We start from the raw sequence: 25,544 nt of genomic DNA on the forward strand, positions 1-25,544 counted from the left end.
GCGCACCCCTTTGGCACGATGAGACGTAGCGACCGTGACCGTTGCTTTTTCCAACTGGCTAACGACAGCCGTTCGATACTCCCCGCATCTTGCGCACCTCCTTTCGGCCCGGCCTTGGCTCGCAGATTGGCTAGCAAAAACTGTCACGCAGCCGCTGACGACCGCAACCCTAGAGGATTTTCTGCAAACTCCTCCTTTTGCGCAGAATGCAACCGAAATCCCACTCGATGCGCGACTCAGACAGATGCGCGCCGCGGTCTTTGCCCACTGCGCGGTGCGCGATCTGGCGCTTGCCGCGCCGCTCGAGGAGATCACTGGCGCGATGACCCGTTTTGCCGAGTGTGCGATTCGCCACGCTTACGACCACCACTACGCCGCGCTCATCGAGCGGCACGGTCGGCCGCAATCGGAAGGGGGATGGGAACAAGAGTTCCTGATCGTAGGGATGGGGAAATTGGGTGGCGGCGAACTCAACGTCTCTTCCGATATCGATCTGGTCTTCGTCTACCCCGAAGAGGGGGAGACGGCTGGCCCGAAGATCCTTAGCAACGCCGAATTTTTCACCAAATTGGGGCGACGCCTCATCCAAACCCTAGCCGAACCCACAGGAGACGGATGGGTTTTTCGCGTCGATATGCGCCTGCGCCCTCATGGGGACTCGGGGCCACTCGTCGTTTCGTTCGAGATGCTCGAAGACTACCTGATGACCCAGGGCCGGACCTGGGAGCGGTACGCGTGGATCAAAGCCCGAGCGCTCACCGGTGAGCGTTGGCAGGAGTTGGAAAATCTCACGCGGCCGTTCGTCTACCGCAAGTACCTCGATTTCGGCGCGATCGAAGCGGTGCGCGATCTCCATGCCCAAATCCGCCGTGAAGTGGCGCGCAAAGAGCGCCAAGACCACATCAAGCTTGGGCGCGGGGGCATTCGCGAAATCGAATTCATCGCGCAGGTCCATCAGCTCATCCGCGGTGGCCGGGAGCCAACGCTTCAAGTTCGGCCGACGCGTACCGTGTTGCGCCTCATTGCCGAACGCGGTCTGATCGCACCCGAAACCCAAGCCGGTTTAGATGCCGCCTATTGCTTTCTGCGCCGTGTGGAACACCGTTTGCAATATTGGCACGACGCGCAGACGCACGAACTCCCCAAAGAAACGGAACGCCAAGCCCTGCTTGCCGAAGCGATGGGCTATGAGAATTGGGAGGCGTTTCGTGCCGCGCTCGACCACCATCGGGAATTCGTCAGCCGAACGTTCGATGCCCTCTTTGGCAAAGAAGAGACCGAGCAGACGTACGACGCCGCCTGGTTTGCTGCTGCTGACCCGGATGAAGCCGCCCGGGCTCTGGAATCGCTGGGCTACGCCGACCCTCGCCCCCTTGCGCTTCGCCTGGAAGCGCTCAAAAACCATCCGCGACTGCAGGCGATCTCACCCGCTTCGCGCCGCCGCCGCGATCAAATCGTGGCGCACGCACTCACCGTGGCCGCGCAGTTTCCAGCACCCGATACGGTCCTTGCGCGCCTCATCGACCTGTTCGAAGCCATTGGCGGACGCACCAGCTATTTTGCGCTCCTCGACGAATACCCGCAAGCGCTCGAGCAGATCGCCAAGATCGTTGCGAGCAGCCGCTGGGCCGCCACCTATTTGGCCCGCCATCCGATCTTGATCGACGAAGCGTTGGACGCCCGTGCGTTGGACGAGGTACCCAATTGGGCCGAATTTCAACGCGCCCTCACGGAGCAACTTGCGTTGCGCGCAGACGATACCGAAGCGCAGATGAACTGGTTGCGCGAAGCGCACCACGCGCAACTTTTTCGCTTGCTCCTCAAAGACCTGGCAGGGCGACTGACCGTCGAACGGCTCAGTGACCACCTCTCGGCACTTGCCGATGCGGTGCTCGAGGCGAGTCTGCCCATCGTCTGGAAGACGCTACGCCGTCGCCATACCGAAACACCCCATTTTGCGGTGATCGCTTACGGCAAATTGGGCGGCAAAGAGCTTGGTTACGCCAGCGACCTCGATCTGGTCTATCTCTTCGACGACGACCACCCCGACGCGCTCGACAGCTACTGCCGGTTCGCGCAGCGCCTGGCCACCTGGTGGAGCACCCGCACCGCAGCAGGGGAGCTGTTCGAGATCGACCTGCGGCTCCGCCCCGACGGTGAAGCCGGGTTGCCGGCAACCCCGTACGCGCGCCTGGTCGATTATCTCATCGACGCCGCATGGACCTGGGAACACCAAGCGCTCACCCGCGCCCGCTTTGCTGCGGGCGACCCAGCACTGGGGAAGCGGTTCGAAGCGCTGCGCCGTTTCATCTTGGCGATCGAACGGGACACAACCCGCTTGGCGGGCGAAATCGTTGCGATGCGGGAAAAGATACGCGCCGAACACCCGGCCAAAGCGGGTCAATTCAACCTCAAGCACGACTTTGGCGGCCTCATCGATGTCGAATTCCTGGTGCAATACCTGGTACTTGCCCATGCGCCCCACGATCCGGAACTTGCCGAAAACGCTGGGAACATCGCGCTGCTTTCGCGCGCAGCCGCGCGCCATTTGATCCCTTCGGAGCTTGCCGAAGCGGTTGCCGAAACCTACCGCCATTTGCGGCGAGAACAACACCGCTTGCGCCTCGACGAAAAACCGGCGGTCGTCCCTGCCGAAACCATCACCGACCGAACCGAACCAGTCCGAGCACTTTGGCACCATCTCTTCGCACATACCGTGCCTGCGTCCAAATTGGGCGCAGCGAAACAGACCTACCGTAACCCTGAAGCGGTGCACTGGGAGAAAGCCATCGATGGCGACCGAACGTGAATTGAAGCTCTCCCTTTTGCCGCGCGACGCGGGCAAACTCAAAAACCATCCGCTGCTTGCCGCGGCACCCGCCACCACCCGGCAGATCGAAACCCACTACTTCGACACCGGTGACCACCAACTCGCTCGTGCTGGCGTCGCGGTGCGGCTGCGTCGCATCGAGGACCACTATTCTGCGACGGTGAAAACCGAAAGCGCGGACCAAAGCGGCTTTACCGAACGGGGGGAGTGGGAGTGCGCGATACCCGCTCCGCTCGCCGAAGCGGCACTTGCGGAACCTGCGGAGCTTTCCGCTTTCCCGCCCTGGCTGGAACCGCTCTTCGAACGGGTCGCCCCACGTGCCATTCGTGACCTTCTGCATCACACCGCTCTTCAGCTCCGCCCCATCCTGTCGACCCGCTTTCGCCGCACCACCTGGCCGATCGCATTGGTAGGCGGCGAAGCGGAAGTGGCATTCGACCGCGGCGTGATCACCACCGGCACTCAAACGGTGCCACTGTGCGAGCTCGAAATCGAAAGCCCCACTGCACCATTCCCCTCCCTTTTGGAATTCGCGCGAACCCTTGCCGAAACGGTGGCGCTCTGGCCGGAACCTCGTTCCAAAGCGGCCCGGGGCTTTGCGCTCCTTACAGGCGACGCCGCAACCGCATTCAAAACCAAACCGCCCCGGTGGTCTGCCGAGATGTCGATCGCGGACGCTTTTTTCACCGCGTGGTGGTCCTGCGTCGCCCATGGTGGCGCCAACATGACCTTGTACGCCCAACACCACGACCCAGAAGCGCTGCATCAACTGCGCATTGCGCTGCGGCGCAGCCGCACGCTGCTCGCCCATTTCGCACCGTGGCTTGGCGCGCCACTTGCCGATGCGCTGCGCGCGTACATCGCATCCGTGGCGCGCCCATTGGGCACACGGCGTGATCGTGACGTGCTCGTCGATGCGATCATCCGCCCGGCACACACTGCGTGCCCGGTGGCACAGCAGGAGATCGCGTGCCTGGCCGAAGTCCTCCATCCACCCTGCCACCGTGCCGCTGCGCTTCCCTACCGCGCACTCGGACAGCTCTGGCTTGACACGAGCCTGCGCCTTCTTGCCGCAAAACCATCGAGCTTCTCTTCCGACCCCCTGGAACCGTTCGTACGCACCCTCTGGCACCGAACCCGCCGCCGCGTCCGTCACCGTATCGACCAGTGGGAAGCCGATCCCACTTCCGAGCGCCGCCATCGGGTTCGCATCGCGCTCAAATCGTGGCGCTACCTGCTGGAATGGAGCCGCGCGCTCCTTCCCAAACGGGCCTACCGGCGGGAAATGGCGCGCGTCAAACATGCGCTCGATCTCCTTGGCGCCGCCCAAGACTGGGAGGGCGCGCAGCACCAGCTCGCCCCCTATCTGCGCCGCAGCGACCGGCTGGCGGTTGGCGCTGCCGCGGTGCTCGCGTGGCACCATGCGCGCTCGGTATTGCCATGCGAAACGCTCAGAAACGATTTGCGCACCTGGTTTCACGAATCTTGGGAGGAAACGACGAAATGACCACCGTGATCGACCTGTTGCTTTGGCGCCACGCCGAAGCCGAAGCGGGATTCGACGACGACTTGGCTCGCCCCCTGACACCGGAAGGACACACACAGGCGAAGCGCGTCGCGCACTGGTTGCAACGCCATGCGCCGAAAAATCTGGCGCTGCTTGCCTCCCCCGCGCGGCGCGCGCAAGAAACCCTGCAACACTTCGCTGCGCATTTCACCACCGAACCCGCGATCGCGCCGGGTTCGCCGGTGAGCCGCGTTCTCGACGTACTCGGATGGCCGAACCCACAACGGTCGCTCCTCTTGGTTGGTCACCAACCCTGGATCGGGCAGACTGCGGCGTATCTCTTGACCGAATCGCCCCTACCCTGGGCTTTCCCTCGGGCCAGCCTTTGGTGGTTCCGCGTCCGCCCCTTCCACCCGCGGCCAGTCCAATTGCGCGCGGTGATCCATCCGGACCTCGCTGAGTGACAATCAAGGCATATTGCAGCGCCCTATCATCCGGAGTAGACTCGCTTTCTCGCACCACAAACGGATCGGAAGCGCCATGTCTCTGGTCGATAACGGCACCCGTCGCGTCATCGACGGCGTCGAGCGGGTCTATTACGATGGGTATTGGGTCAAGACCTACCCGATCCCGGAAAATGAACTCTGGGCACGGAAAACACTCATTCACGACCTGACCCGGCGGCTTTTCAACCACGTCGAACATGGCCTCAACGTCCCAGGCAAACGTCTGCAAGAAGCGCGTGCCGCTTACGAACGTGAAACCGACCCGCAAAAGAAACGGGTCAAAGGGGCGATGCTCGCAGGTGCGCTCTTCAACCGCGCCACCGACATCTTCACCCATCTGGTCGAACTCCAGGAACAGGGCGTCCAGATCAGCTCGTCGAACGAACTGATGCGCGAATGCGGCAATTGCCTCAGAGAAGCGCTTGCGCTCGGCCGCCTTGTGTTACACCGCAGCGGCGAAGAGGGGATCGACGAACTGTGGGGCGAACCGTTTCGCGCCTTTTCGGTGCCGATTGCCGATTTCTATGAAACGCGCTACCTCAAAATCGCCTGGACGATGCGCGATATCGACCGCATCGTCGACACCATGGTACGAACCATCGGCACCCACCCCTTTTTCCAGGGGTTGACTGCGCATCTGCACCGGTTGGCCACCGCTGCCAAAGTCAAAGTCGAGACGCTACGAACCGACCCCGAGATTTTCGAAGTCTGGTCCGAATTCGTCGTAGCCAGTGAAAACGTGCTCCACTACAAACCGCGACTCAACCATCCCCCGTCTCGTGACGAACTGCTCTTGATCGCCGACGGGGAGCGGCTCGTTCGCGACGGTCAGGCGCTCATCTCTTACATCACCCGCGCGCGCACCCCGATGCCAAAGAGCACCGCCCACTACCTCGAACGGTGCGCCCACTTCGCCTCCGGGCAACTGCAAATCACCACCCACCATCTGATGGTCGGCGACCGCGCTACGACCTTGCCCCCCCATGTAGCGGCGCTGCAAGCAACGCAGGAAGCGCCCGCTGCGAGCGGATCACCCGTCGGCAGTCCAAGCGCTGTCGATCACACCACCGCCTAAACAGACCCGCGACTCATAGACGACGACGCTCTGCCCGGGCGTCAACGCCCACTGCGGGGTGGCAAACGCCAGCGTCATCTCGCCGGCGTCAGAAACGGCTTCGATCTCGCACGGTGCATCGGGCGTCCGGTAACGCGGTTTCGCGCTGTAGACCCAATGGGTATGCGGCAAACGACCACTGATCCAATGGCAACGAACCGCACGCAAGCGATCGGCGAAGAGCGCCGGATGGTCGTGACCGCGGACCACATAGAGCACATTGTTCGCCAAATCTTTCTTCGCGACGAACCATGGTTGGTGGTTCCCGTCCGTGTCGCGCCCCTTGACGCCACCAATGCCCAACCCTTGACGCTGCCCCAAGGTGTAGTAGATCAACCCCGCATGGCGCCCCAGTACCTGGCCCGTATCCAGATCACGAATCTCCCCGGGTTGCGCTGTCAAATAGCGGCTCAAGAAGGTCCGCATCGACCGCTCCCCGATGAAGCAGATACCGGTCGAGTCCTTTTTCTCCGCGACCGGCAAACCGATCGCCTTTGCAAGCCGACGAACGTCGCGTTTGTAGAATGCCCCCAAAGGAAAGAGCGCTTTGCTGAGTTGCGCTTGATTGAGGCGGTAAAGAAAATAACTCTGATCCTTGGTGCTGTCGGTCCCTTTGAGGAGTTGATAGGTCACCGAACCATCCTCATTGCGCCACGGACGAACCACCGCGTAGTGGCCGGTCGCGATCGCCTCGGCACCTAACCCCAATGCGTACGCCAAAAATGCGGCGAATTTGATCTCCGAATTGCAGAGGATATCGGGATTCGGGGTCCGCCCTGCCGCATACTCGTCGAGGAATTCCTGAAAGACCCGCTCGCGGTATTCCGCGGCAAAATTGACGTGCTCGACCTCGATCGCCAACCGATCGGCCACACTCACCACGTCGATCCAGTCGGCACGGCTCGTGCAGTGGGTTTCGGTATCGTCGTCCTCCCAATTCTTCATGAAAACGCCGGTGACACGCCAACCGCGCGTCTTGAGCAACCAAGCGGTGACCGCCGAATCGACGCCACCGGAAAGCCCCACGACCACATGGCGACCCTCTCCTTCGGGAACCGTCTGCCACGCTTCGGTCAATCCCAACTCCGCCACCACCGTGGCCCCGTTTTCCTGCGCCATCCTGTTTCTCGATACTCCGTTATCCAACCATCCGAAACGACCCTCCGCAGCCAGCAGGGGCGAACATCACACCGTCACACGACCAACCCGACCCCGTCCCGCCACATCCGAACCACATCGAGGCTGTAGCGACGCCCCGCAAGCCAATCGTCGATCACTGCCAAAACCAACGGACTGCGGGTTCGCCCGGCTTGCGCGAGCGCTGCGACCTCGTCGCGCGACAACCACACCGGGCGAATGATCCCGGAGTCGAGCGCGCGGTTCGGCTCCTCAGTCCCCAACTGACCACTGAACGCGAAACGCAGATACGCGGTCTCGGACCCGGGCTTTTGCCACAAGTAGACCCCCACCACCGCTTTCGGGGTGAAATGAAATCGCGTCTCTTCCAATGTCTCACGGACCACCGCCGCGACCAACGTCTCACCCGGTTCGACATGGCCAGCGGGTTGGTTGAAGCGCACCCCTTCTGGCGTCTCTTCCTCAACCAGCAGAAACTGCCCTTCGCGTTCGATCACCGCCGCCACCGTCAAACCGGGGCGCCACCGTTCGCTCATAGCCAACACTCCCATAATGTGGCTGCAATTATAACGGCGTGGCGATCGTCCCGCAGACGACACCACTTTTAGGAAGCAGCCACTCGCTCCGCGCATTACATCGAATGGGCCATTATTCAGTAAAAATTAAAAAAATAGACAAAACAATAAAATTTACAAAAAAAACATTCTGCCGTATAGTTCTTCTCAGCGCCCCACGGCGCATGAACGATCCACCAGTCAGGAGGTTACCGATGAGCCAACCCAAACGTTACGAAGCGGGGGTAAAAGAGTACCGCGAAACCTATTGGGAACCGACCTACGTTCCCAAAGATTCCGATTTCCTTGCCGTGTTCAAGATCGTGCCGCAACCGGGCGTTCCGCGCGAAGAGGCTGCGGCTGCGGTCGCTGCGGAATCCTCCACCGCCACCTGGACCACGGTCTGGACCGACCTGTTGACCGACCTCTACTACTACAAGGGGCGCGCCTACGCGATCGAAGACGTTCCTGGCAACGACGAAGCCTTCTACGCGTTCATCGCCTACCCGATGGGGCTCTTCGAAGAGGGCTCGATCGTGAACGTCTTCACTTCGCTCGTTGGCAACGTCTTCGGCTTCAAAGCGGTGCGCAGCCTGCGGCTCGAAGACGTCCGAGTCCCGCTCTGGTTCGTCACCACCTGCCCGGGACCACCCCACGGCATCTATGTGGAGCGTGACAAACTCAACAAATACGGCCGCCCGCTCTTGGGCTGCACCATCAAACCGAAACTCGGCCTTTCGGCGAAGAACTACGGCCGTGCGGTCTATGAGTGCCTGCGCGGCGGGCTCGACTTCACCAAAGACGACGAAAACGTCAACTCGCAACCCTTCATGCGCTGGCGTGATCGCTTCCTCTTCTGCCAGGAAGCGATCGAGAAGGCGCAAGCCGAAACCGGTGAGCGCAAGGGCCACTACATGAACGTCACCGGCCCGACAATGGAAGAGATCTACAAGCGCGCCGAATTCGCGAAGGAGATCGGCACGCCGATCATCATGATCGACTACCTCACTGTCGGCTGGGCAGCGACGCAAAGTCTGTCGAAGTGGTGTCGCGACAACGGGTTGCTGCTCCACGTCCACCGCGCGATGCACGCAGTGATCGACCGCAACCCGAAACACGGGATCAACTTCCGCGTGCTCGCGAAGATCATGCGGCTTATCGGCGGCGACCACCTCCACTCCGGTACCGTGGTCGGTAAACTCGAAGGCGACCGCGCCGCCACCCTCGGCTGGATCGACCTGATGCGCGACCGCTACGTCAAAGCGGACCGCTCGCGCGGCATCTTCTTCGACCAAGATTGGGGGCAAATGCCGGGGATGTTCCCGGTCGCTTCCGGCGGGATCCACGTCTGGCACATGCCTGCGCTCGTTTCGATCTTCGGCGACGATTCGGTGCTGCAATTCGGTGGCGGCACGCTCGGCCACCCGTGGGGGAACGCCGCCGGCGCCTGCGCGAACCGCGTCGCGCTCGAAGCGTGTGTCAAAGCCCGCAACGAAGGCAAGCCCATCGAGAAGATGGGGCGTGAGATCCTCACCGAAGCCGCGAAGTCGTGTCCGGAACTCAAGGTCGCGATGGAGACCTGGAAAGAGATCAAATTCGATTTCGACACCGTCGACAAACTCGACGTGCAACACCGCTAAAGGAGCCAACGATGAGCGAAACGCAAGATATGATCCGGGACGTGCAAGACTACCCCAGCCGCTTGAACGACCCGAAGAGCAAACGCTTCGAGACCTTCTCCTACCTGCCGCAGATGAGCGCTGAGGAGATCCGCAAGCAGGTGGAGTACATCGTCAGCAAGGGCTGGAACCCGGCGATCGAGCATTGCGAGCCGGAAAACGCGATACTCCACTACTGGTACATGTGGAAATTGCCGATGTTCGGCGAGACCGACGTCGACAAGATCCTTGCCGAAGTCGAAGCGTGTAAACGCTCCAACCCGAACCACCTGATCAAACTGATCGGCTACGACAACATCCGCCAGACGCAGGGCACCGCGATGCTCGTCTACCGTCCGGCGCAGTAATCGAAAGCTGCCCTGGGTCGCTCGCGTGCCCCGGGGCGTTACTTGCTGCATTGCTGAGAGGAGGCCTGCTATGGACCTTCGCAACCAGTACCTCGTCCGTTCTGAACCCTATTACCATGCGGTCGGTGACGAAATCGAACGATTCGAAGCCGCGTACGCGAACCGCATCCCGATGATGCTGAAAGGCCCCACTGGCTGTGGCAAATCACGCTTCGTCGAATACATGGCGTGGAAGCTCGGCAAACCCCTCATCACGGTTGCGTGCAACGAAGACATGACCGCTGCCGACCTCGTCGGCCGCTTTCTCCTCGACAAAGAAGGCACCCGTTGGCAGGATGGGCCGCTCACCACCGCAGCGCGCATCGGCGCGATCTGCTACCTCGACGAAGTGGTCGAAGCGCGCCAGGATACCACCGTGGTGATCCACCCGCTCACCGACCATCGCCGCATCCTGCCGCTCGACAAAAAAGGGGAAGTGGTCGAAGCCCACCCGGACTTTCAGATCGTGATCTCTTATAACCCCGGGTATCAATCGGCGATGAAGGACCTCAAAACGTCCACCAAACAGCGCTTCGCGGCGATGGACTTCGACTATCCCGCGCCGGAAGTGGAGCGCGAAATCGTCGCACACGAATCGGGCGTCGATGCTGCCACCGCGAACAAGCTCGTCGAAGTCGCGATCCGGTCGCGCCACCTCAAAGGGCATGGGCTCGACGAAGGGATCTCCACACGGCTCCTCGTCTATGCCGGGTCGCTGATCACCAAAGGGATCGCGCCGCTCATCGCGTGCGAAATGGCGCTCATCTGCCCGATCACCGACGACCCCGACCTGCGTGACGCGCTGCGCGCCGCCACGCAAACGCTCTTTGCCTGAACGGAAACCCAAGGAGCGAAGCGATGCAACCGCCCACCGAATGGGAAGCGCTCGTCGCGCGCTTTGCCGAACCCCACCGCGAACTGGTCGTGCGCTTCGCGCTGGAAGCGCCCAAACACTTCTCCCCTGCGGGCTGCGAATACTACCGCCGCGGGGTGGAAGCGCTCCTCAACTTGGGACGGGGCGAGCACCTCGCGCTGGCCTATCTCGAAGCTGCACCGGCGATCGCGCGCGAGGTGGGGGAAGACGCGGCGGAAGCAGCTCGGCGTGAAGCGGCGAAATTAGCTTCGATGACCTCGGGCGAGGTGATCGAACGGTTCCTGGCCACCCTTCCGTTGGTCGCACGGCGGCTTGGCGACGCCGACCTCTTCACGAACTACCTCACCTTCGTCCACCAATTGGCGAGCCTCGCCCCACGCGCGTTGCGCCCGCTCTTTGCCCATCTCGAACCGCTTCTGGATACCTTGACGCTTGGGGGTTTGCGCCGCTGGGCGCTCTTCGGCGCCGAACTCCACCGTCAAGACACCGCAGCGCTCACCGCCTATTTCGCGCTCGAAAGCGCCGAAGCGAAAGCGAAGCTGCAGGAGGAGCGACGGGGCACCCTCTTCGTCGACAGCCACCGCAAGCTGAACGCCTACTTGCGTGCGCTTTGGGGACGCGACTTCTGGCTCAAACCCGCCCAGGCCGACCGCAACGAGTTCCGTCCGTTCGTCGACGACTTCGTCCTCCACCTTCCAGACGCCGTCGATCGCGTCGGCGCGCTGGATGGGGCCGCCGTTTATCGCGCGATCGCCGCCCACATGGCGGCGCACCTCGTCTATGGCGGCGGCGCGCATGATCCGCGCGGCTTGGGTTCGCTCGAACGCGCACTCTACGGTTTTCTCGAAGACCTGCGCGTCGAATATGCCGCCGCCCAGGCCTTCCCTGGCCTTGGCCACGCGTGGGCCGAACTCGCCCGCCACAGTGCCCCACCCCCAAACCGCCATCCTGCGGCGCAGTGGCTCCTTACCCTCATCGACCACTGTTACCACCGCTGGGGCTGGCGTGCCGACCCCGTCGACGCGCCGCTACCGGAACCGCTTGCCGCGTGCGCCGAGCGCATCGTCGATGCGTTCGCCTGCCCTGCAGAAGCGAGCCGAACGCACGTGCGGATGCTGCTCGAACCCCTGCGCGCCGCGCTCGAAGCCACCGACGCCGGCACCCCGATGGCGCGCGACGTCGAAGCGCTTCCGCTGTGTTACCGCGACGACAACCGGATCGTCTGGCACTTCGACGCTGAGTCGCTGACCCGGAAACTCCACGCGATGCGGCGCCAGCCGCTGCGGCGCATCGTTCCGCTGATGGAATTCGTCAACGAGGTCGACACCGAAACCCAGAGCGACACCCCTGACGAAATCTGGGTTCCTGCCACCCCAATCTACGACGACGACGGCATCACCTTTCAGGAAAAATACGGCAGCCCGCGCATCGCTGGCCCCTTCTTCTACGACGAATGGGACGAGCGCGCCCAATGCTATCGACCGGACTGGGTCAGTTGCTTCGAATACCCTGCGCCGTTGGGCGAACTCGAACCGCTCGACGCCCTCTACCGTGAACACCTGCCGGTGGTAAAGCGGCTACGGAAAATCGTCGAACGGCTGCGCCCGCAAGGGGTACAGCGCGAGCGCAAACTCGAAGATGGCGACGAACTCGACCTCACCCCGGCGATCGACGCGATGATCCATGCGCGCGCAGGCCTTCCTTTCGACCCGCGGATCACGCTGCGCCACAAGCTCCTGAAGCGCGACATCGCGGTCTGCCTGCTCCTCGACCTCTCGGCGTCGACGAACGAGACGCCGCACGGTGCGCACCACTCGGTACTCGACGCGTCCCGCGCCGCGACGCTGCTTCTGGCCGAAGCGATCGAACGCATCGGCGATCCGCTTGCGATTCTCGGTTTCCATTCCGATGGACGCGAAGACGTACGCCTCTACCCGATCAAACGGTTCGGCGAACGGTGGGGCGAGAACGCGAAAAAACGTCTCTCAGGGATCAACGGCGCGTTTTCCACGCGGATGGGCGCGGCGTTGCGCCACGCCGGAACGTTGCTCAAGCAGCAACCGCAAAAGCGCAAGCTCCTTTTGCTCGTCACCGACGGAGAGCCGGCCGATATCGACGAGCGCGACCCCAACCACCTGCGGCGAGACGCGCGCCGTGCCGTCGACGAACTGTGGGGAAACGGCGTCTATACCTACTGCCTCACCCTCGACCCCGGAGCCGACCGTTACGTCGCGCAGATCTTCGGCAAACACTACACCGTGATCGACCGGGTGGACAAACTTCCCGAACGGTTGCCGCGGCTTTTTGCGGCGCTGACTCGCTGACAAGGACTTCTTATGGTCAGAGCCCTACTCTTCGACGTCGACGGTACCCTCGCTGAAACCGAAGCGCTCCACCGCCGCGCCTTCAACGCCGCATTCGCAGCGGCTGGCCTTCCCTGGCGTTGGTCGCCGCAGCGCTACGCCGAACTGCTGCGCGTTGCGGGCGGCCGCGAACGGATCGCCCACTTTCAAAGCGCCTATCCGCACGAAGCCGCTGGAATCGTCCTCGCCCCCGATACCATTGCGACGATTCACCGCGACAAGAACGCGCGCTACGCGCAGATGCTCGCGCAGGGCGCGCTGCCGTTGCGCCCCGGCGTCGTTCGCCTGGCGCAGGAAGCCGCCGCAAGCGGTGCGTGCGTTGCGATCGTCACCACCACCAGCCCGGAAAACGTCGCCGCATTGCTCGCGGCGTTGTGGCCTGACGACGCGCCCCCCTTTGCCGCGCTGATCACCGCGCGCGAAGCGCCGCGAAAAAAACCGGACCCGCAAGCCTACCACGTTGCCCTCTGCCAGCTCGGCATCGCCGCGCACGAAGCGATCGCGATCGAAGACACCGCGCACGGGGCGCAAGCCGCTGCCGCCGCGGGAATCCCGGTACTCGTCACCGAGAGCGAATATGGCAAGGCACCGGAATATCCCGCTGCCTTTGCGGTGGTCGACCACCTGGGGGAACCCGACCTTCCGGCGCGTTGGCTCCACACCCCGCAAGGAGGTGGTGAAGGGGTCGTTACCTGGGCCTTGCTCACAAAATGGGCCGCGTGCGCCGCAACGCCCACCGCCGCCTAACGGGAAGAAGAGCAGAAAGGAGCCCAAACGTGCTCGTTGCCGCGAACGCCCTACTGCAACACGCCGTCGCCAACCGGTACGCGATCGGCGCGTACGACATTCTCGATACCACGATGCTCGAAGGGGTCTTACTGGGTGCCCAGCGTGCCGAAGCGCCTGTGCTGATCAGCATCGCTGAGCTCCATACCGACCAGTTCGATGAAGCAACCTTGCTTGCGGCCGCTGTCGAAGCCGCTGCCACTGCCCCGGTGCCGGTTGCGATCCACTACGACCACGGCACGACGCTCGACCGCCTGGTTCGGGCAACGCAACTCGGTTACACCAGTTTGATGATCGACGGTTCGCACTTGGAATGGGCAGAGAACGTTGCGCTGACACGCCGCGCCGCTGCGCTCGCCCACGCCGTCGGCCTGCCGCTGGAGGCCGAAATTGGCTATATACCTGGCGAAGAAGGGAAAGATGCCGAACACCATCCGGGTGCGATCCGCTATACAGAACCGGACGAGGCCGAAACGTTCGTCCGTGAGACGGGATGCGACTGGCTCGCTGTCTCGATCGGTACCGTACATGGACGGTTTCGCGGCGAACCGCGGCTCGACTTGGAACGGCTCGCTGCAATCCGTACCCGTTTGCCCAGTACGCCGCTCGTGATCCATGGCGGCACCGGCCTTGCGGACGAACAGTTTCGTGCGCTCGTTGCTGCGGGTGCGAACAAGATCAACTACTACACCGCGCTCGTGGAAGTGGCTAGCCAAGCGGCAGCCCAATATCGGCGTTGGGACGAACAGCGACTGGCTGCGCGGGAGGCGATCGCAGAGGAGGTGTTGCGAACGTGTCGCGTCTGGGGGGCAGCGGGGCGTGCCGAAGCGGCTGGAAGTGCTGCGCCGCGCATCGCCCCGGTCGAACATGTGATCGTTCACCGCTGGGGTGAAGGTGCGCCAGACGTTGCCGCGATGCAACGAGAGGGGGTCGCAACGCTTGGGTCGCTCCCCGGCGTGCGGCGGATCGCAGCCGGCGTTGCCGAAACCGCCAACGCCCCCTACCCTTACCTCTGGACGATGACCTTCGCGACGCCAGAAGCGCTAGACCATTTCCGCACCCATCCCGACCATCAACGCTTCGCCGATGGCCGTTTTCGCCCGTTCGCCGCCGAGCGGATCACGATCGATTTCCGCCTTACCGAAGGAAATGGACGATGCGCCACACCAAAATCGTCGCAACGCTAGGCCCAGCTTCGAGCGATCGCGCGACGCTCGAACGGCTCCTCCTTGCCGGGGTCGATGTCGTTCGCCTCAACTTTTCACACGGAACTGCTAAGGAGCACCGTGCCCGAGCGTCGCTCGTGCGCGCGCTCGCGCAACAGACGCAACGCGCGGTTGGCATCCTTGGCGATCTGCAAGGGCCGAAGATCCGCATCGGCCGGTTCGCTGGCAATTCGGTCACCCTAAGCAAAGGGCAACGCTTCGCGCTCGATCGCGACCTCACCCCAGGTGACGCGACGCGGGTCGGCCTTGACTATCCGGAACTGATCGACGACGTCGAGGTCGGCGACATTCTGCTCCTGGACGACGGCAAAATCCGTTTGCAGATCGTCGAAAAGTGCGCCGACGCGCTCATCACGCAGGTGCTCGTTGGCGGCCCCCTTTCGAACCACAAAGGGATCAACAAACTGGGCGGCGGGCTTTCGGCGCCAGCGCTCACCGCGAAAGACCGTGCCGATATCGCGCTCGCAGCCGAGATCGGCGTCGATTTCCTCGCGGTCTCTTTCGTCAAACACGCCGAAGAGATGCACGAAGCGCGCCACCTAGCGCGCGCCGCGGGGAGCCGCGCCCGCTTGATCGCCAAAATCGAACGGGTCGAGGCAATCACCCACCTCGACGCGATTCTGGAGGCGAGCGACGGCGTGATGGTGGCGCGCGGCGATCTCGCGGTTGAGGTCGGCGACGCCGCAGTCCCGGCGTTGCAAAAGCGCATTTTGCGCCGCGCCCGGGAAATGAACCGTCTGTCGATCACTGCCACCCAGATGATGGAGTCGATGGTGCATAGCCCGGTCCCAACGCGGGCTGAGGTTTCGGACGTCGCCAATGCGGTGCTCGACGGCACCGACGCGGTGATGCTCTCGGCCGAAACCGCAGCGGGCCAATACCCGGTAGAGGCGGTCGAAGCGATGGCGCGCGTCTGCGCCGAAGCCGACGCGTCGCACGACGCCCATCTCGACCAGGAGCTCTTGGGGCGGCGCTTTCACCGCGTCGATGAAGCGATTGCGGTCTCTGCGGTCTGGTCGGGCTACCACCTGGGGGTGAAAGCGATCGTCGCGCTTACCCAATCGGGCGCGACTGCGCTTTGGATGAGCCGCATCGCAAGCGCACTCCCCATCTACGCGCTGACACCCGACCCGGTAACCTTCGGCCACCTCACCCTCTTTCGCCAAGTCACACCGGTTCGTTTCGACCTGAACCCCGCGTCCGACCCGGCAACGCTCCTTGCGCAAATCCGTACGCTCCTCATTTCGAACGGCTGGGCCGAACCCGGCGAGACGATTGCCGTCACCTTCGGCGAACCGATGGGGCAGCCGGGAGGCAGCAACACCCTGAAGATCGTCACCCTCTAGTCTGAGCGGTTCGGGGGTGGTAGCATTGGGCGCTCTATCGCCCTGACAATGCTACCCGAGGAGGAGACCATGTCCGAACCGCAACGACCGATCAGCCGCTTCCCCGTCCCCGAAACCCTCGACGCCCTTCCCGCCGATATCCGGGAACGGATCGAAAAGGTGGCCGAAAAATCGGGCTTCATCCCCAACGTCTTTTTGGCGCTTGCCGCGCGACCTGAAGAATTTCGCGCGTTTTTCGCCTACCACGACGCGCTGATGGAACGTCCTTCGAACCTCACCAAAGCGGAAAAAGAGATGATCGTCGTCGCCACCTCGGCGGCGAACGATTGCCTCTATTGCGTGGTCGCCCACGGTGCGATTCTGCGTGTGCGCAGCAAAAATCCGCGCCTTTCGGAGCAGATCGCCACCAACTACCACCGTGCCGAAATCACCCCCAGGCAGCGGGCGATGCTCGACTACGCGATGAAAGTGGCGCTTGATTCCGCCCGCATCACCGAAGCGGACTGGGAACCGCTCTTTGCCCACGGGTTCACCCAAGACGACATCTGGGAGATCGGTGCGATTGCTGCCTTTTTTGCACTGAGCAACCGTTTGGCGAACATGAGCGCGATGCGTCCCAACGACGAGTTCTACACCCTGGGGCGGTAGCGCCGCTTACCCTTTCTTGCGCCCTAGCCCGCCCCCAACGTTTCACAAATCGCGAAAACGTTGGGGAAGTGGCGCTGCAGGAAGCTCTGCCCCCGCTCCAGCAGATAATAGCGAAACGCTTCGACGGTGGGCGCAACGAACTGGCTCGTGCGGTGCACGACATACCATGCCCGCACCACCGGGGTGCCGCGTACCGGGATCACCTTGAGGTCACCGCGTGCCAACTCGCCCCCCACCGTATGCAAAGAGAGAAACGCGATCCCCAAGCCGGCGATCACCGCCTGCTTGATCGCCTCATTGCTCTCCATCTGCATCGCGACCGTCGGCGTCACCCGCCGCTCCGCGAAAAACAGATCCATCGCCGCTCGGGTTCCGGAGCCGGCCTCGCGCACGATCAACGGCTCGTGGCGCAGGATTTTCGGATCGATCGGTCGCGCTTCATCGACCAGCGGGTGGTCTGGCGGGGCGACGAACGCGCTCGGATGGCCTGCGAACGCTTCGGCCCGCACCGCGAACCCTTCCGGCGGACGCCCCATCACCGCGATGTCGATCTCGCGTGACTCCAACATCGCCACCACCTGCGCGCGGTTGCCCACCCGCAATGAGAGCGCAATGCCCGGATGCTCACGGCGAAAATCCACGAGCATTTGGGGAACGAAGTACTGCGCGGTGCTCACCATCCCGATCTTGAGCTCCCCGGCAGCTCCATCTTGTAGCCGCTTTGCGAGCTCTTCAGCTTCGCTCACCAGGTCGAGAATCTTTTTCGCGTAGAGGAGAAAATACTCCCCCACCGTCGTCAATTCGAAACGCCGCGCGTTGCGCTCAAAAAGCACCATCCCCAGTTGGGTCTCCAACTCCTTGATCTGCATCGATACCGCAGGCGGTGTCAAAAAAAGGCGCTCCGCCGCTTTGGTGATCGACCCCTCCTTGGCGACCGTCGCGAAGATGCGCAACTGACGCATCGTCACGTGTTTCATTCATTTCTCCTGAAACAAAAAGTAAAAAAATTCAACTTTACTTTATCACAAGTCTAATTTATTTTTCCAGTAATGACAATAGCGGAGAGGAGTTGTTCCATGTCTTGGGCTCACACGCCAACGCTCACGCAATACCTGATCGAGGAGCGGCGCCGCTACCCGCAAGCAAGCGGCGACTTCAACGCGTTGATTCTGGATGTGGCGCGCGCCTGTAAAGCGATCGCGCGGCAAGTGGCCTACGGCGCGCTTGCCAAAGCGAGCCACGCGGTGACCACCACCATCAACGTGCAGGGGGAAGAGCAAAAGCCGCTCGATGTGATCAGCAACGAATGCTTCATGCGCCTCACCGAGTGGGGCGGCTACCTCGCGGCGATGGCGTCGGAAGAGATGGACGAACCCTACGTGATTCCCGAACCCTACCCGCGCGGGCGCTACCTTCTTCTTTTCGATCCGCTCGACGGTTCGTCCAACATCGACGTCAACGTCTCGGTGGGGTCGATCTTCTCGGTCCTGCGCGCCCCAGAAGGGAAAAGCGAGATTACCGTTGAAGACTTCCTGCAACCCGGAACGAAACAGATAGCCGCCGGGTACGCGATCTACGGCCCGACGACAATGCTCGTCCTCACCGTTGGCCGGGGCGTCGTCGGGTTCACCCTCGACCCCGATTTTGGCGAATTCATGCTCACCCACCCGAACATTCGGATTCCCGAAAGCACCAAGGAGTTTGCGATCAACGCCTCCAACGCCCGCTTCTGGGAGCCGCCAGTGAAGCGCTACGTCAATGAGTGCCTCAAGGGGAAGACCGGACCGCGCGGCAAAGACTTCAACATGCGCTGGGTCGCGTCGCTGGTAGCGGAAACCCACCGAATCCTCTCCCGTGGTGGGGTTTTCCTCTACCCGCGCGACAACAAAGAACCCAAAAAACCGGGGCGGCTGCGGCTCCTTTACGAGTGCAACCCGATCGGCATGATCGTCGAACAAGCAGGCGGGCGCGCCTCGACCGGATACGGGCCGGTGCTCGAAGTACAGCCCACCGAGCTCCATCAGCGCATCGGGTTTGTCTTCGGTTCGCGGGAAGAGGTCGAACGAATCGAGCAGTACCACAACGACCCGGACGCAAGCCCCGTGGATCTGCCGCTCTTTGCGGAACGCACCCTCTTTCGCGACGAAACCCTCTAACACCACTAGCTTTTCACCATTGGGAGCAAGCCATGTCAGCGAAACACCCGATCATCGCGATCACCGGCTCGTCCGGTGCCGGCACGAGTACCGTGATGCGCACCTTCGTCAATATCTTCCGCCGCGAAGGGATCAAAGCGGCGCTCGTCGAAGGCGACGCGTTCCACGCCTACGACCGCGCTGCGATGCGGCAAAAAATGGCTGAAGAGGAGGCCAAAGGCAACCGCCATTTCAGCCATTTTGGCCCGGAAGCGAACCTCTTCGGCGAATTGGAAAACCTCTTCAAAACCTACAGCGAAACGGGCCGTGGCCGTATTCGCCACTACGTCCATAACGAAGAGGAAGCCAAACAGTACGGTGTTGCCCCCGGCTGCTTCACCGAGTGGGAAGAGATTGCCGAAGAGACCGATCTGCTCTTTTACGAAGGGCTGCACGGCGCGGTGGTAACCCCTGAGCACAACATCGCGCAGTACCCTGACCTTTTGATCGGCGTCGTCCCGGTGATCAACCTCGAGTGGATCCAGAAGCTCTGGCGCGACCGCAAAGAGCGCGGATACTCCACGGAAGCGGTGACCGACACGATCCTACGCCGCATGCCCGATTACGTCCATTACATCGTTCCGCAATTTTCGCGCACCCACGTCAATTTCCAGCGCGTGCCGGTGGTCGACACCTCCAATCCCTTCATCGCCCGTGACATCCCCACCGCCGACGAAAGCCTTGTGATCATCCGTTTCGCCAACCCCAAAGGGATCGACTTCCCGTACCTCTTGAACATGATCCACGGCTCGTTCATGAGCCGCGCCAACACCATCGTCGTTCCGGGTGGCAAGATGGAGCTGGCGATGCAACTCATCTTCACGCCATTTGTCTGGCGCTTCATGGAACGGCGCAAGCGCGCATTGGGAATCGCGTAAAATTCACCTTTTGACTTGGGGAGAGTGTCTCGTGACCGAACCGATCCAAACCCAGATGGCCAACGCATTGCGCTTCTTGGCCGTCGACGCCACGAACGCTGCAAACTCGGGGCACCCTGGTGCGCCCCTTGGCATGGCCGAAATGGCGGTGGCGCTGTGGCGGGACCACCTGCGCGTCGCACCACAAGCCCCAACCTGGCCCAACCGGGACCGTTTCGTCCTCTCGAACGGCCACGCGTCGATGTTGATCTACGCGCTGCTGCACCTCACCGGGTTCGACCTGCCGCTCGACGAACTCAAGCGCTTTCGCCAGCTGGGCAGCAAAACCGCCGGTCACCCCGAATACGGCCACACGCCCGGTGTCGAAACCACGACCGGCCCGCTTGGACAAGGGTTTGCCAACGCGGTGGGTATGGCACTGGCCGAAAAGCTGCTTGCGGCGGAGTTCAACACGCCCGAACACCCCCTCATCGACCACTTCACCTACGTCTTTTTGGGGGACGGCTGCCTGATGGAGGGGATCAGCCACGAAGCGGCGTCGCTGGCTGGGACGCTGCGGCTGTCGAAACTGATCTGCCTCTATGACGACAACGGCATCTCGATCGACGGCGAAGTCAGCGATTGGTTCAGCGACGACACCGCGCAGCGCTTTGTGGCGTACCACTGGAACGTGATCGGCCCGATCGACGGGCATGACGTCGCCGCGGTCTCCGCCGCGATCGCGCAAGCCAAAGCGCAAGCGGCAACCCCAGACGGAAAACCGACGCTGATCATCTGCCGCACCACGATCGGCAAAGGTTCCCCGGTCAAGGAAGGCACCTGCGACATCCACGGCGCACCGATCGGCACGGAAGCTGCAGCGAAAATGCGCGAGGCGCTCGGCTGGCCCTACGCCCCGTTCGAGATTCCCGAAGCGATTTATGCGGCGTGGGACAAACGGGACCAAGGCAAAGCGCTCGTTGACCAATGGCAAGCGCAATTTGCCGCCTACTGCGCCGCCAACCCGGAAAAGGGGGCGGAACTCAAGCGGCGACTCGCGGGAGAACTCCCAGCCGACTGGAAGGACATCAAAGCGCGCCTTTTCGCGGCTGCGGCTGCAGACGAAAGCAGTCCCGCAACCCGCAAGGCGAGCCAAAACGCGCTCAACGTACTGGGGCCGGCGCTACCTGAACTCTTCGGCGGCTCTGCCGACCTTACCCATTCGAACCTCACCGACTTCAAAGGGGCAACGCCCCTGCGCCGCGACCAGTGGGGGCGGCATCTCTCGTATGGCGTTCGCGAATTCGCGATGGCCGCAATCATGAACGGCGTGGCGCTCCACCGCGGCTACCTTCCCTATGGCGGCACCTTCCTCGTCTTCTCCGACTACGCCCGCAACGCGATCCGCATGGCCGCGTTGATGCAGCAGCGCGTGGTGCACGTGCTCACCCACGATTCGATCGGCTTGGGCGAAGACGGCCCCACCCACCAACCGGTGGAACAGATCCCGAGCCTTCGGCTCATCCCCAATCTGGATGTGTGGCGCCCTGCCGATGCGCTCGAAACGGCAGTCGCCTGGACCGCAGCGATCGAACGCGCCGACGGCCCCACCGCGCTCGTTCTCTCTCGGCAGAACCTGCCCAAGATCCACCGCGACCCGGCAAACGTCGAACACATCATGCGCGGCGGCTACGTCGTTGCCGAATTCCCGGTGCTGCGCGTCGTCCTGATCGCGACGGGGTCGGAAGTGGCGCTCGCGCTCAAAGCAGCGGAGCAGCTTTCGCAGATGATGGTCGGCTGCCGTGTCGTCTCGATGCCGTGCGTCGAAGTGTTCGAACGCCAGCCTGCCGCTTATCGCGACAGCGTCCTGCCTCCTGATCTTCCCCGAATTGCGATCGAAGCGGCGGAACCCACTCTGTGGTACAAATACGTTGGCCTGAACGGCGCCGTGATCGGCATCGACCGCTTCGGGGAGTCGGGACCTGCAAACCAGCTCTTCACCCACTTCGGCTTCACCGTTGACCGGATCGTCGCTGCGGTACGGGACGTGATGGCCAGAGCATAAAACCAATTTGATCTATCTCTTTGAATGGGAGTAAAACGATGACGATTCGCGTTGGTATCAATGGGTTTGGTCGTATCGGCCGTATGGTATTGCGCGCCGTGGTCAAAGAGGCAGAATTTCACGATATCGAGGTCGTTGCGGTCAATGACCTCCTCGAGCCCGACTACCTCGCCTACATGCTGAAGTACGACTCGGTGCACGGGCGGCTCCCGGTTGCCGTCGAAGTCCAAAACGGCAACCTCATCGTCGATGGCAAAACCATTCGCGTCACTGCGCACAAGGACCCCGCCCAACTGGCGTGGGGGGACGTTGGCGTCGATGTCGTCGTCGAATCGACCGGGCTCTTCCTCACCGCAGAGGCGTGTCAAAAGCACCTTGATGCGGGCGCGAAAAAGGTGGTGCAGTCGGCCCCGTCGAAAGACGACACCCCGATGTTCGTCTATGGCGTGAACCACACCGCCTACGCTGGGCAAGCGATCGTTTCGGCGGCAAGTTGCACCACCAACTGCTTGGCGCCGGTTGCGAAAGTGCTCCACGACCAGTTCGGAATCGTACGCGGGCTGATGAGCACCGTGCATGCGGCAACCGCCACGCAGAAGACGGTCGATGGCCCCTCTGCGAAAGATTGGCGCGGCGGCCGCGGCATTCTCGAAAACATCATCCCCTCCTCGACCGGTGCCGCGAAGGCGGTCGGTAAAGTGATCCCGTCGCTCAACAAGAAGCTCACCGGGATGGCGTTCCGTGTCCCCACCTCCGACGTTTCGGTGGTCGACCTCACCGTTCAACTCGAAAAAGAGACCACCTATGAAGCGATCTGCGCGGCGATGAAAGCCGCAAGTGAAAACGAACTCAAAGGGGTGCTCGGTTACACCGACGAAGCGGTGGTCTCTACCGACTTCCGGGGCAGCCCGCTGCCGTCGATCTTTGATGCGCAAGCCGGCATCATGCTCGACCCCACCTTCGTCAAGGTGGTCTCCTGGTACGACAACGAATACGGCTACACCTGCAACATGCTCCGTTTCGTCCGTCACGTCGCGCACAATTGAACCTGAGACGAGGAACCACTGACTGCTGCTCGGATTGCCCGCCTGGGTCGAGCAGGGCAGCGATAAAGAGGAATGGACCATGAAAGCCAAAAAATTTGCTGATTTGGTGGCGCAAGGGGCGGTGCAGGGTCAGCGCGTCTTCATCCGCGCCGACCTCAACGTCCCGCTTGCCGAAAATGGCACGGTCGCGGACGACACCCGCATCCGCGCTAGCCTTCCTGCGATCGAGATGGCGCTCGATGGCGGCGCCGCGGCGGTGCTCGTCACCTCCCACCTGGGTCGCCCCAAAGAGGGGGAACCTCAAGCGAAAGATTCCCTGGCGCCGGTCGCCGCGCGGATGGCGGAACTCCTTGGGCGCCCCGTTCGCCTCGTCACCGATTGGGTCGACGGTCAATTCACCACCGCGCCCGGCGAAGTGGTACTGCTTGAAAACTGCCGCTTGAACGTCGGCGAAAAGAAAAACAGCCCGGAACTTGCGCAAAAAATCGCCAAACTGGCCGATATCTTCGTCCATGACGCGTTTGGCACTGCACACCGCGCCGAAGCGACCACCTACGGCGTCTTCGAATACGCCCCGGTTGCGTGCGCAGGGCCCCTTCTCGTCCAAGAGGTCGAAGCGATCGAAAAAGTGGTCGCGAATCCCCCCCGGCCATTGATCGCGATCGTTGCCGGCTCCAAGGTCTCGACCAAGCTCACCGTACTGCAAAACCTTGCCGAAAAGGTCGATACCCTGATCGTCGGAGGCGGCATCCTCAACACCTTCTTGATGGCGGCAGGGAAACCGGTCGGAAAGAGCCTTGCCGAACCCGATCTCGTTGGCGAAGCGAAAGCCGTTCAAGAGAAAATGGCAGCGCGCGGCGCGCAAGTGCCGCTTCCCGAAGATGTCGTCGTCGCGCCGGGGTTCCGCGCCGACGCCCCCGCGACGGTCAAACCCATCGATGCGGTCGCTGCCGACGAGATGATCCTCGACGTCGGCCCTCGATTCGCCGAACGGATCGCCCAAACGATCGAAGGATGCACCGGCGCGGTCGTCTGGAACGGACCACTCGGTGTCTTTGAGTTCGATGCCTTTGCCAAAGGCACCGAGCGGCTTGCGCGCGCCATCGCCGCTTGCCCCGGTTTCACCCTTGCCGGCGGAGGTGACACGATCGCCGCGATCGAAAAATTCGGCATTGCTGACCAAGTCGATTACATCTCGACCGGCGGCGGCGCCTTTTTGGAGATGCTCGAAGGCAAAGTGCTGCCTGCGATCGCAATCCTCGCCAAGCGTGCCGAGGACTGAACGGTTTATATCCCTAGGTGCCCGCATCGTGCGGGCACCGTCTCAAGCTAAGGAGGTACCCAATGGCACTCATCTCGTTACGACAACTGCTCGACCACGCCGCCGAACACGGTTACGGCGTACCCGCGTTCAACGTAAACAACCTCGAACAGGTCCAGGCGATCATGGAAGCGGCCGCGGAAACCCGCAGCCCTGTGATCCTGCAGGCCTCGGCTGGCGCCCGCAAATACGCTGGGGAGACGTTCCTTGCGCACCTCGTCACCGCGGCGATCGAAGCCTACCCCGATATCCCGGTCTGCATGCACCAAGACCATGGCGCCTCTCCTGCCGTCTGCGTGCAGGCGATTCGCTTGGGCTTTTCCAGCGTGATGATGGACGGTTCGCTCTTGGAAGACCAGAAGACCCCAGCCACCTATGCGTACAACGTCGTGGTCACCCGCAAAGTGTGCGAAATCGCCCACTCAGTCGGTGTTTCGGTGGAGGGGGAGCTCGGCTGCCTCGGCTCCCTTGAGACCGGTCAAGCGGGGAAAGAGGATGGTGTCGGCGCAGAGGGGACGCTCGACCACTCGATGCTGCTTACTGACCCAGACCAAGCCAAGGATTTCGTCGAACAAACGGGTGTGGATGCCCTCGCGATCGCAATCGGCACCAGCCACGGCGCGTACAAATTCACCCGCAAACCCACCGGGGACATCCTGGCGATCGATCGGGTCAAAGCCATTCATGCCAAGATCCCCAACACCCACCTCGTGATGCACGGCTCCTCGAGCGTCCCACAGGAATTGCTCGAAGAAATCCGCCAGTTCGGGGGCGAGATGAAAGAGACCTACGGGGTTCCGGTCGAAGAGATCCAAACGGCGATCAAATACGGCGTTCGCAAGGTCAATATCGATACCGATATCCGCTTGGCGATGACCGCAGCGGTTCGCCGTTTCCTCGCAGAGAACCCATCGAAATTCGACCCGCGTGAGTTCTTGAAGCCCGCGCGCGCCGCCGCGAAAGCGCTCTGCAAAGCGCGGTATGAGCAGTTCGGCTGTGCCGGCATGGCCGATAAGATTAAGCCGATGGCGCTCTCTGCCGCAGCCAAACACTACTACGGCGTCAAATAACCGATCACTCCCTGGTGTTGGCCCCGCTCATGAA

21 protein-coding genes are annotated in these 25,544 nt (G+C 62.3%); 18 read left to right on the top strand and 3 right to left on the bottom strand.

What is annotated here, in order from left to right; translation table 11 throughout:
* Nucleotides 1-34 precede the first annotated feature (34 nt).
* From glnE to KUL93_RS00180, 4 genes are all read left to right on the top strand, one after another.
* Nucleotides 35-2,809: a bifunctional [glutamate--ammonia ligase]-adenylyl-L-tyrosine phosphorylase/[glutamate--ammonia-ligase] adenylyltransferase gene (glnE, locus tag KUL93_RS00165; protein WP_217125111.1), complete on the top strand. Its 2,775-nt coding sequence runs from the start codon at nucleotides 35-37 to the stop codon at nucleotides 2,807-2,809.
* Nucleotides 2,793-4,337 carry a CYTH and CHAD domain-containing protein gene (locus tag KUL93_RS00170; RefSeq protein ID WP_119334883.1) on the top strand — a complete coding sequence of 515 codons (1,545 nt, stop codon included), beginning with the start codon at nucleotides 2,793-2,795 and terminating at the stop codon, nucleotides 4,335-4,337. Before glnE ends, KUL93_RS00170 begins: the two co-directional genes overlap by 17 nt.
* The gene (locus KUL93_RS00175; protein ID WP_217125112.1) at nucleotides 4,334-4,801 is read left to right on the top strand and encodes a SixA phosphatase family protein; all 468 of its coding nucleotides are present in this window, start codon (nucleotides 4,334-4,336) and stop codon (nucleotides 4,799-4,801) included. Before KUL93_RS00170 ends, KUL93_RS00175 begins: the two co-directional genes overlap by 4 nt.
* 76 nt (nucleotides 4,802-4,877) lie before the next feature.
* Entirely contained in the window at nucleotides 4,878-5,918 is a 1,041-nt protein-coding gene (locus KUL93_RS00180) for a hypothetical protein (protein ID WP_217125113.1), read from the top strand.
* Here the strand turns inward: KUL93_RS00180 and mnmA are convergent.
* Together mnmA and KUL93_RS00190 are read right to left on the bottom strand one after the other, a co-directional pair.
* Nucleotides 5,874-7,076, bottom strand: a complete 1,203-nt coding sequence (gene mnmA / locus KUL93_RS00185) for a tRNA 2-thiouridine(34) synthase MnmA (protein WP_217125114.1) — start codon at nucleotides 7,074-7,076, stop codon at nucleotides 5,874-5,876. The genes KUL93_RS00180 and mnmA overlap by 45 nt on opposite strands.
* Before the next feature lie 74 nt (nucleotides 7,077-7,150).
* Nucleotides 7,151-7,630 (bottom strand): NUDIX hydrolase, encoded by a 480-nt coding sequence (locus KUL93_RS00190; RefSeq protein WP_217125115.1) that lies wholly within the window; start codon nucleotides 7,628-7,630, stop codon nucleotides 7,151-7,153.
* A gap of 233 nt (nucleotides 7,631-7,863) precedes the next feature.
* On the opposite strand from KUL93_RS00190, the gene KUL93_RS00195 reads away from it, so the two are divergent.
* The 8 genes from KUL93_RS00195 (at nucleotide 7,864) to KUL93_RS00230 (ending at nucleotide 16,956) form a co-directional block, all read left to right on the top strand.
* Complete coding sequence (locus KUL93_RS00195; RefSeq protein ID WP_217125116.1) at nucleotides 7,864-9,288, top strand: form I ribulose bisphosphate carboxylase large subunit; 1,425 nt, start codon at nucleotides 7,864-7,866, stop codon at nucleotides 9,286-9,288.
* A 32-nt stretch (nucleotides 9,289-9,320) separates the two neighbouring features.
* The gene (locus KUL93_RS00200; RefSeq protein WP_346731604.1) at nucleotides 9,321-9,674 is read left to right on the top strand and encodes a ribulose bisphosphate carboxylase small subunit; all 354 of its coding nucleotides are present in this window, start codon (nucleotides 9,321-9,323) and stop codon (nucleotides 9,672-9,674) included.
* A gap of 70 nt (nucleotides 9,675-9,744) precedes the next feature.
* Complete coding sequence (locus tag KUL93_RS00205; protein WP_217125118.1) at nucleotides 9,745-10,548, top strand: CbbQ/NirQ/NorQ/GpvN family protein; 804 nt, start codon at nucleotides 9,745-9,747, stop codon at nucleotides 10,546-10,548.
* 23 nt (nucleotides 10,549-10,571) lie between these two features.
* Nucleotides 10,572-12,911 (top strand): nitric oxide reductase activation protein NorD, encoded by a 2,340-nt coding sequence (locus KUL93_RS00210; protein WP_217125119.1) that lies wholly within the window; start codon nucleotides 10,572-10,574, stop codon nucleotides 12,909-12,911.
* Nucleotides 12,912-12,923: 12 nt separating this feature from the next.
* The gene (locus KUL93_RS00215; RefSeq protein WP_217125120.1) at nucleotides 12,924-13,697 is read left to right on the top strand and encodes an HAD-IA family hydrolase; all 774 of its coding nucleotides are present in this window, start codon (nucleotides 12,924-12,926) and stop codon (nucleotides 13,695-13,697) included.
* Nucleotides 13,698-13,726: 29 nt separating this feature from the next.
* A complete protein-coding gene (locus tag KUL93_RS00220) occupies nucleotides 13,727-14,923 on the top strand; it encodes a class II fructose-bisphosphate aldolase (RefSeq protein ID WP_217125121.1) in 1,197 nt (398 codons plus the stop codon).
* The gene (gene pyk / locus KUL93_RS00225; protein ID WP_217125122.1) at nucleotides 14,893-16,308 is read left to right on the top strand and encodes a pyruvate kinase; all 1,416 of its coding nucleotides are present in this window, start codon (nucleotides 14,893-14,895) and stop codon (nucleotides 16,306-16,308) included. The genes KUL93_RS00220 and pyk overlap by 31 nt, the downstream gene beginning before the upstream one ends.
* 69 nt (nucleotides 16,309-16,377) lie before the next feature.
* Nucleotides 16,378-16,956 carry a peroxidase-related enzyme gene (locus KUL93_RS00230; RefSeq protein WP_217125123.1) on the top strand — a complete coding sequence of 193 codons (579 nt, stop codon included), beginning with the start codon at nucleotides 16,378-16,380 and terminating at the stop codon, nucleotides 16,954-16,956.
* Nucleotides 16,957-16,979: 23 nt separating this feature from the next.
* Here KUL93_RS00230 and KUL93_RS00235 read toward each other — a convergent pair whose 3' ends face one another.
* Complete coding sequence (locus KUL93_RS00235) at nucleotides 16,980-17,933, bottom strand: LysR family transcriptional regulator (protein ID WP_217125124.1); 954 nt, start codon at nucleotides 17,931-17,933, stop codon at nucleotides 16,980-16,982.
* Nucleotides 17,934-18,032: 99 nt separating this feature from the next.
* On the opposite strand from KUL93_RS00235, the gene KUL93_RS00240 reads away from it, so the two are divergent.
* From KUL93_RS00240 to fba, 6 genes are all read left to right on the top strand, one after another.
* The gene (locus KUL93_RS00240; protein ID WP_217125125.1) at nucleotides 18,033-19,112 is read left to right on the top strand and encodes a class 1 fructose-bisphosphatase; all 1,080 of its coding nucleotides are present in this window, start codon (nucleotides 18,033-18,035) and stop codon (nucleotides 19,110-19,112) included.
* 32 nt (nucleotides 19,113-19,144) lie between these two features.
* Nucleotides 19,145-20,029, top strand: a complete 885-nt coding sequence (locus KUL93_RS00245) for a phosphoribulokinase (RefSeq protein WP_217125126.1) — start codon at nucleotides 19,145-19,147, stop codon at nucleotides 20,027-20,029.
* A gap of 55 nt (nucleotides 20,030-20,084) precedes the next feature.
* Nucleotides 20,085-22,073, top strand: a complete 1,989-nt coding sequence (gene tkt / locus KUL93_RS00250) for a transketolase (protein ID WP_217125256.1) — start codon at nucleotides 20,085-20,087, stop codon at nucleotides 22,071-22,073.
* A 38-nt stretch (nucleotides 22,074-22,111) separates the two neighbouring features.
* Nucleotides 22,112-23,119 carry a type I glyceraldehyde-3-phosphate dehydrogenase gene (gene gap, locus KUL93_RS00255; RefSeq protein WP_217125127.1) on the top strand — a complete coding sequence of 336 codons (1,008 nt, stop codon included), beginning with the start codon at nucleotides 22,112-22,114 and terminating at the stop codon, nucleotides 23,117-23,119.
* A gap of 79 nt (nucleotides 23,120-23,198) precedes the next feature.
* Nucleotides 23,199-24,401 (top strand): phosphoglycerate kinase, encoded by a 1,203-nt coding sequence (locus KUL93_RS00260; RefSeq protein WP_217125128.1) that lies wholly within the window; start codon nucleotides 23,199-23,201, stop codon nucleotides 24,399-24,401.
* A 62-nt stretch (nucleotides 24,402-24,463) separates the two neighbouring features.
* On the top strand, nucleotides 24,464-25,510 hold the full coding sequence (gene fba / locus KUL93_RS00265; protein ID WP_217125129.1) for a class II fructose-bisphosphate aldolase: 1,047 nt from the start codon (nucleotides 24,464-24,466) through the stop codon (nucleotides 25,508-25,510).
* The last annotated feature ends 34 nt before the right edge of the window (nucleotides 25,511-25,544 follow it).

This window comes from Hydrogenophilus thiooxidans (genome assembly GCF_019049855.1).
Taxonomy (GTDB): Bacteria; Pseudomonadota; Gammaproteobacteria; order Burkholderiales; family Rhodocyclaceae; genus Hydrogenophilus; species Hydrogenophilus thiooxidans.

What these genes read in the sequence shown, in the direction of transcription:
- gap (WP_217125127.1), top strand. Translation starts at nt 22,112, where the DNA reads ATGACGATTCGCGTTGGTATCAATGGGTTTGGTCGTATCGGCCGTATG.
- mnmA (WP_217125114.1), bottom strand. Translation starts at nt 7,076, where the DNA reads ATGGCGCAGGAAAACGGGGCCACGGTGGTGGCGGAGTTGGGATTGACC.
- KUL93_RS00240 (WP_217125125.1), top strand. Translation starts at nt 18,033, where the DNA reads ATGTCTTGGGCTCACACGCCAACGCTCACGCAATACCTGATCGAGGAG.
- KUL93_RS00175 (WP_217125112.1), top strand. Translation starts at nt 4,334, where the DNA reads ATGACCACCGTGATCGACCTGTTGCTTTGGCGCCACGCCGAAGCCGAA.
- KUL93_RS00205 (WP_217125118.1), top strand. Translation starts at nt 9,745, where the DNA reads ATGGACCTTCGCAACCAGTACCTCGTCCGTTCTGAACCCTATTACCAT.
- fba (WP_217125129.1), top strand. Translation starts at nt 24,464, where the DNA reads ATGGCACTCATCTCGTTACGACAACTGCTCGACCACGCCGCCGAACAC.
- KUL93_RS00230 (WP_217125123.1), top strand. Translation starts at nt 16,378, where the DNA reads ATGTCCGAACCGCAACGACCGATCAGCCGCTTCCCCGTCCCCGAAACC.
- KUL93_RS00245 (WP_217125126.1), top strand. Translation starts at nt 19,145, where the DNA reads ATGTCAGCGAAACACCCGATCATCGCGATCACCGGCTCGTCCGGTGCC.
- KUL93_RS00195 (WP_217125116.1), top strand. Translation starts at nt 7,864, where the DNA reads ATGAGCCAACCCAAACGTTACGAAGCGGGGGTAAAAGAGTACCGCGAA.
- pyk (WP_217125122.1), top strand. Translation starts at nt 14,893, where the DNA reads ATGCGCCACACCAAAATCGTCGCAACGCTAGGCCCAGCTTCGAGCGAT.
- tkt (WP_217125256.1), top strand. Translation starts at nt 20,085, where the DNA reads ATGGCCAACGCATTGCGCTTCTTGGCCGTCGACGCCACGAACGCTGCA.
- KUL93_RS00215 (WP_217125120.1), top strand. Translation starts at nt 12,924, where the DNA reads ATGGTCAGAGCCCTACTCTTCGACGTCGACGGTACCCTCGCTGAAACC.
- KUL93_RS00170 (WP_119334883.1), top strand. Translation starts at nt 2,793, where the DNA reads ATGGCGACCGAACGTGAATTGAAGCTCTCCCTTTTGCCGCGCGACGCG.
- KUL93_RS00235 (WP_217125124.1), bottom strand. Translation starts at nt 17,933, where the DNA reads ATGAAACACGTGACGATGCGTCAGTTGCGCATCTTCGCGACGGTCGCC.
- KUL93_RS00260 (WP_217125128.1), top strand. Translation starts at nt 23,199, where the DNA reads ATGAAAGCCAAAAAATTTGCTGATTTGGTGGCGCAAGGGGCGGTGCAG.
- KUL93_RS00180 (WP_217125113.1), top strand. Translation starts at nt 4,878, where the DNA reads ATGTCTCTGGTCGATAACGGCACCCGTCGCGTCATCGACGGCGTCGAG.
- KUL93_RS00190 (WP_217125115.1), bottom strand. Translation starts at nt 7,630, where the DNA reads ATGAGCGAACGGTGGCGCCCCGGTTTGACGGTGGCGGCGGTGATCGAA.
- KUL93_RS00210 (WP_217125119.1), top strand. Translation starts at nt 10,572, where the DNA reads ATGCAACCGCCCACCGAATGGGAAGCGCTCGTCGCGCGCTTTGCCGAA.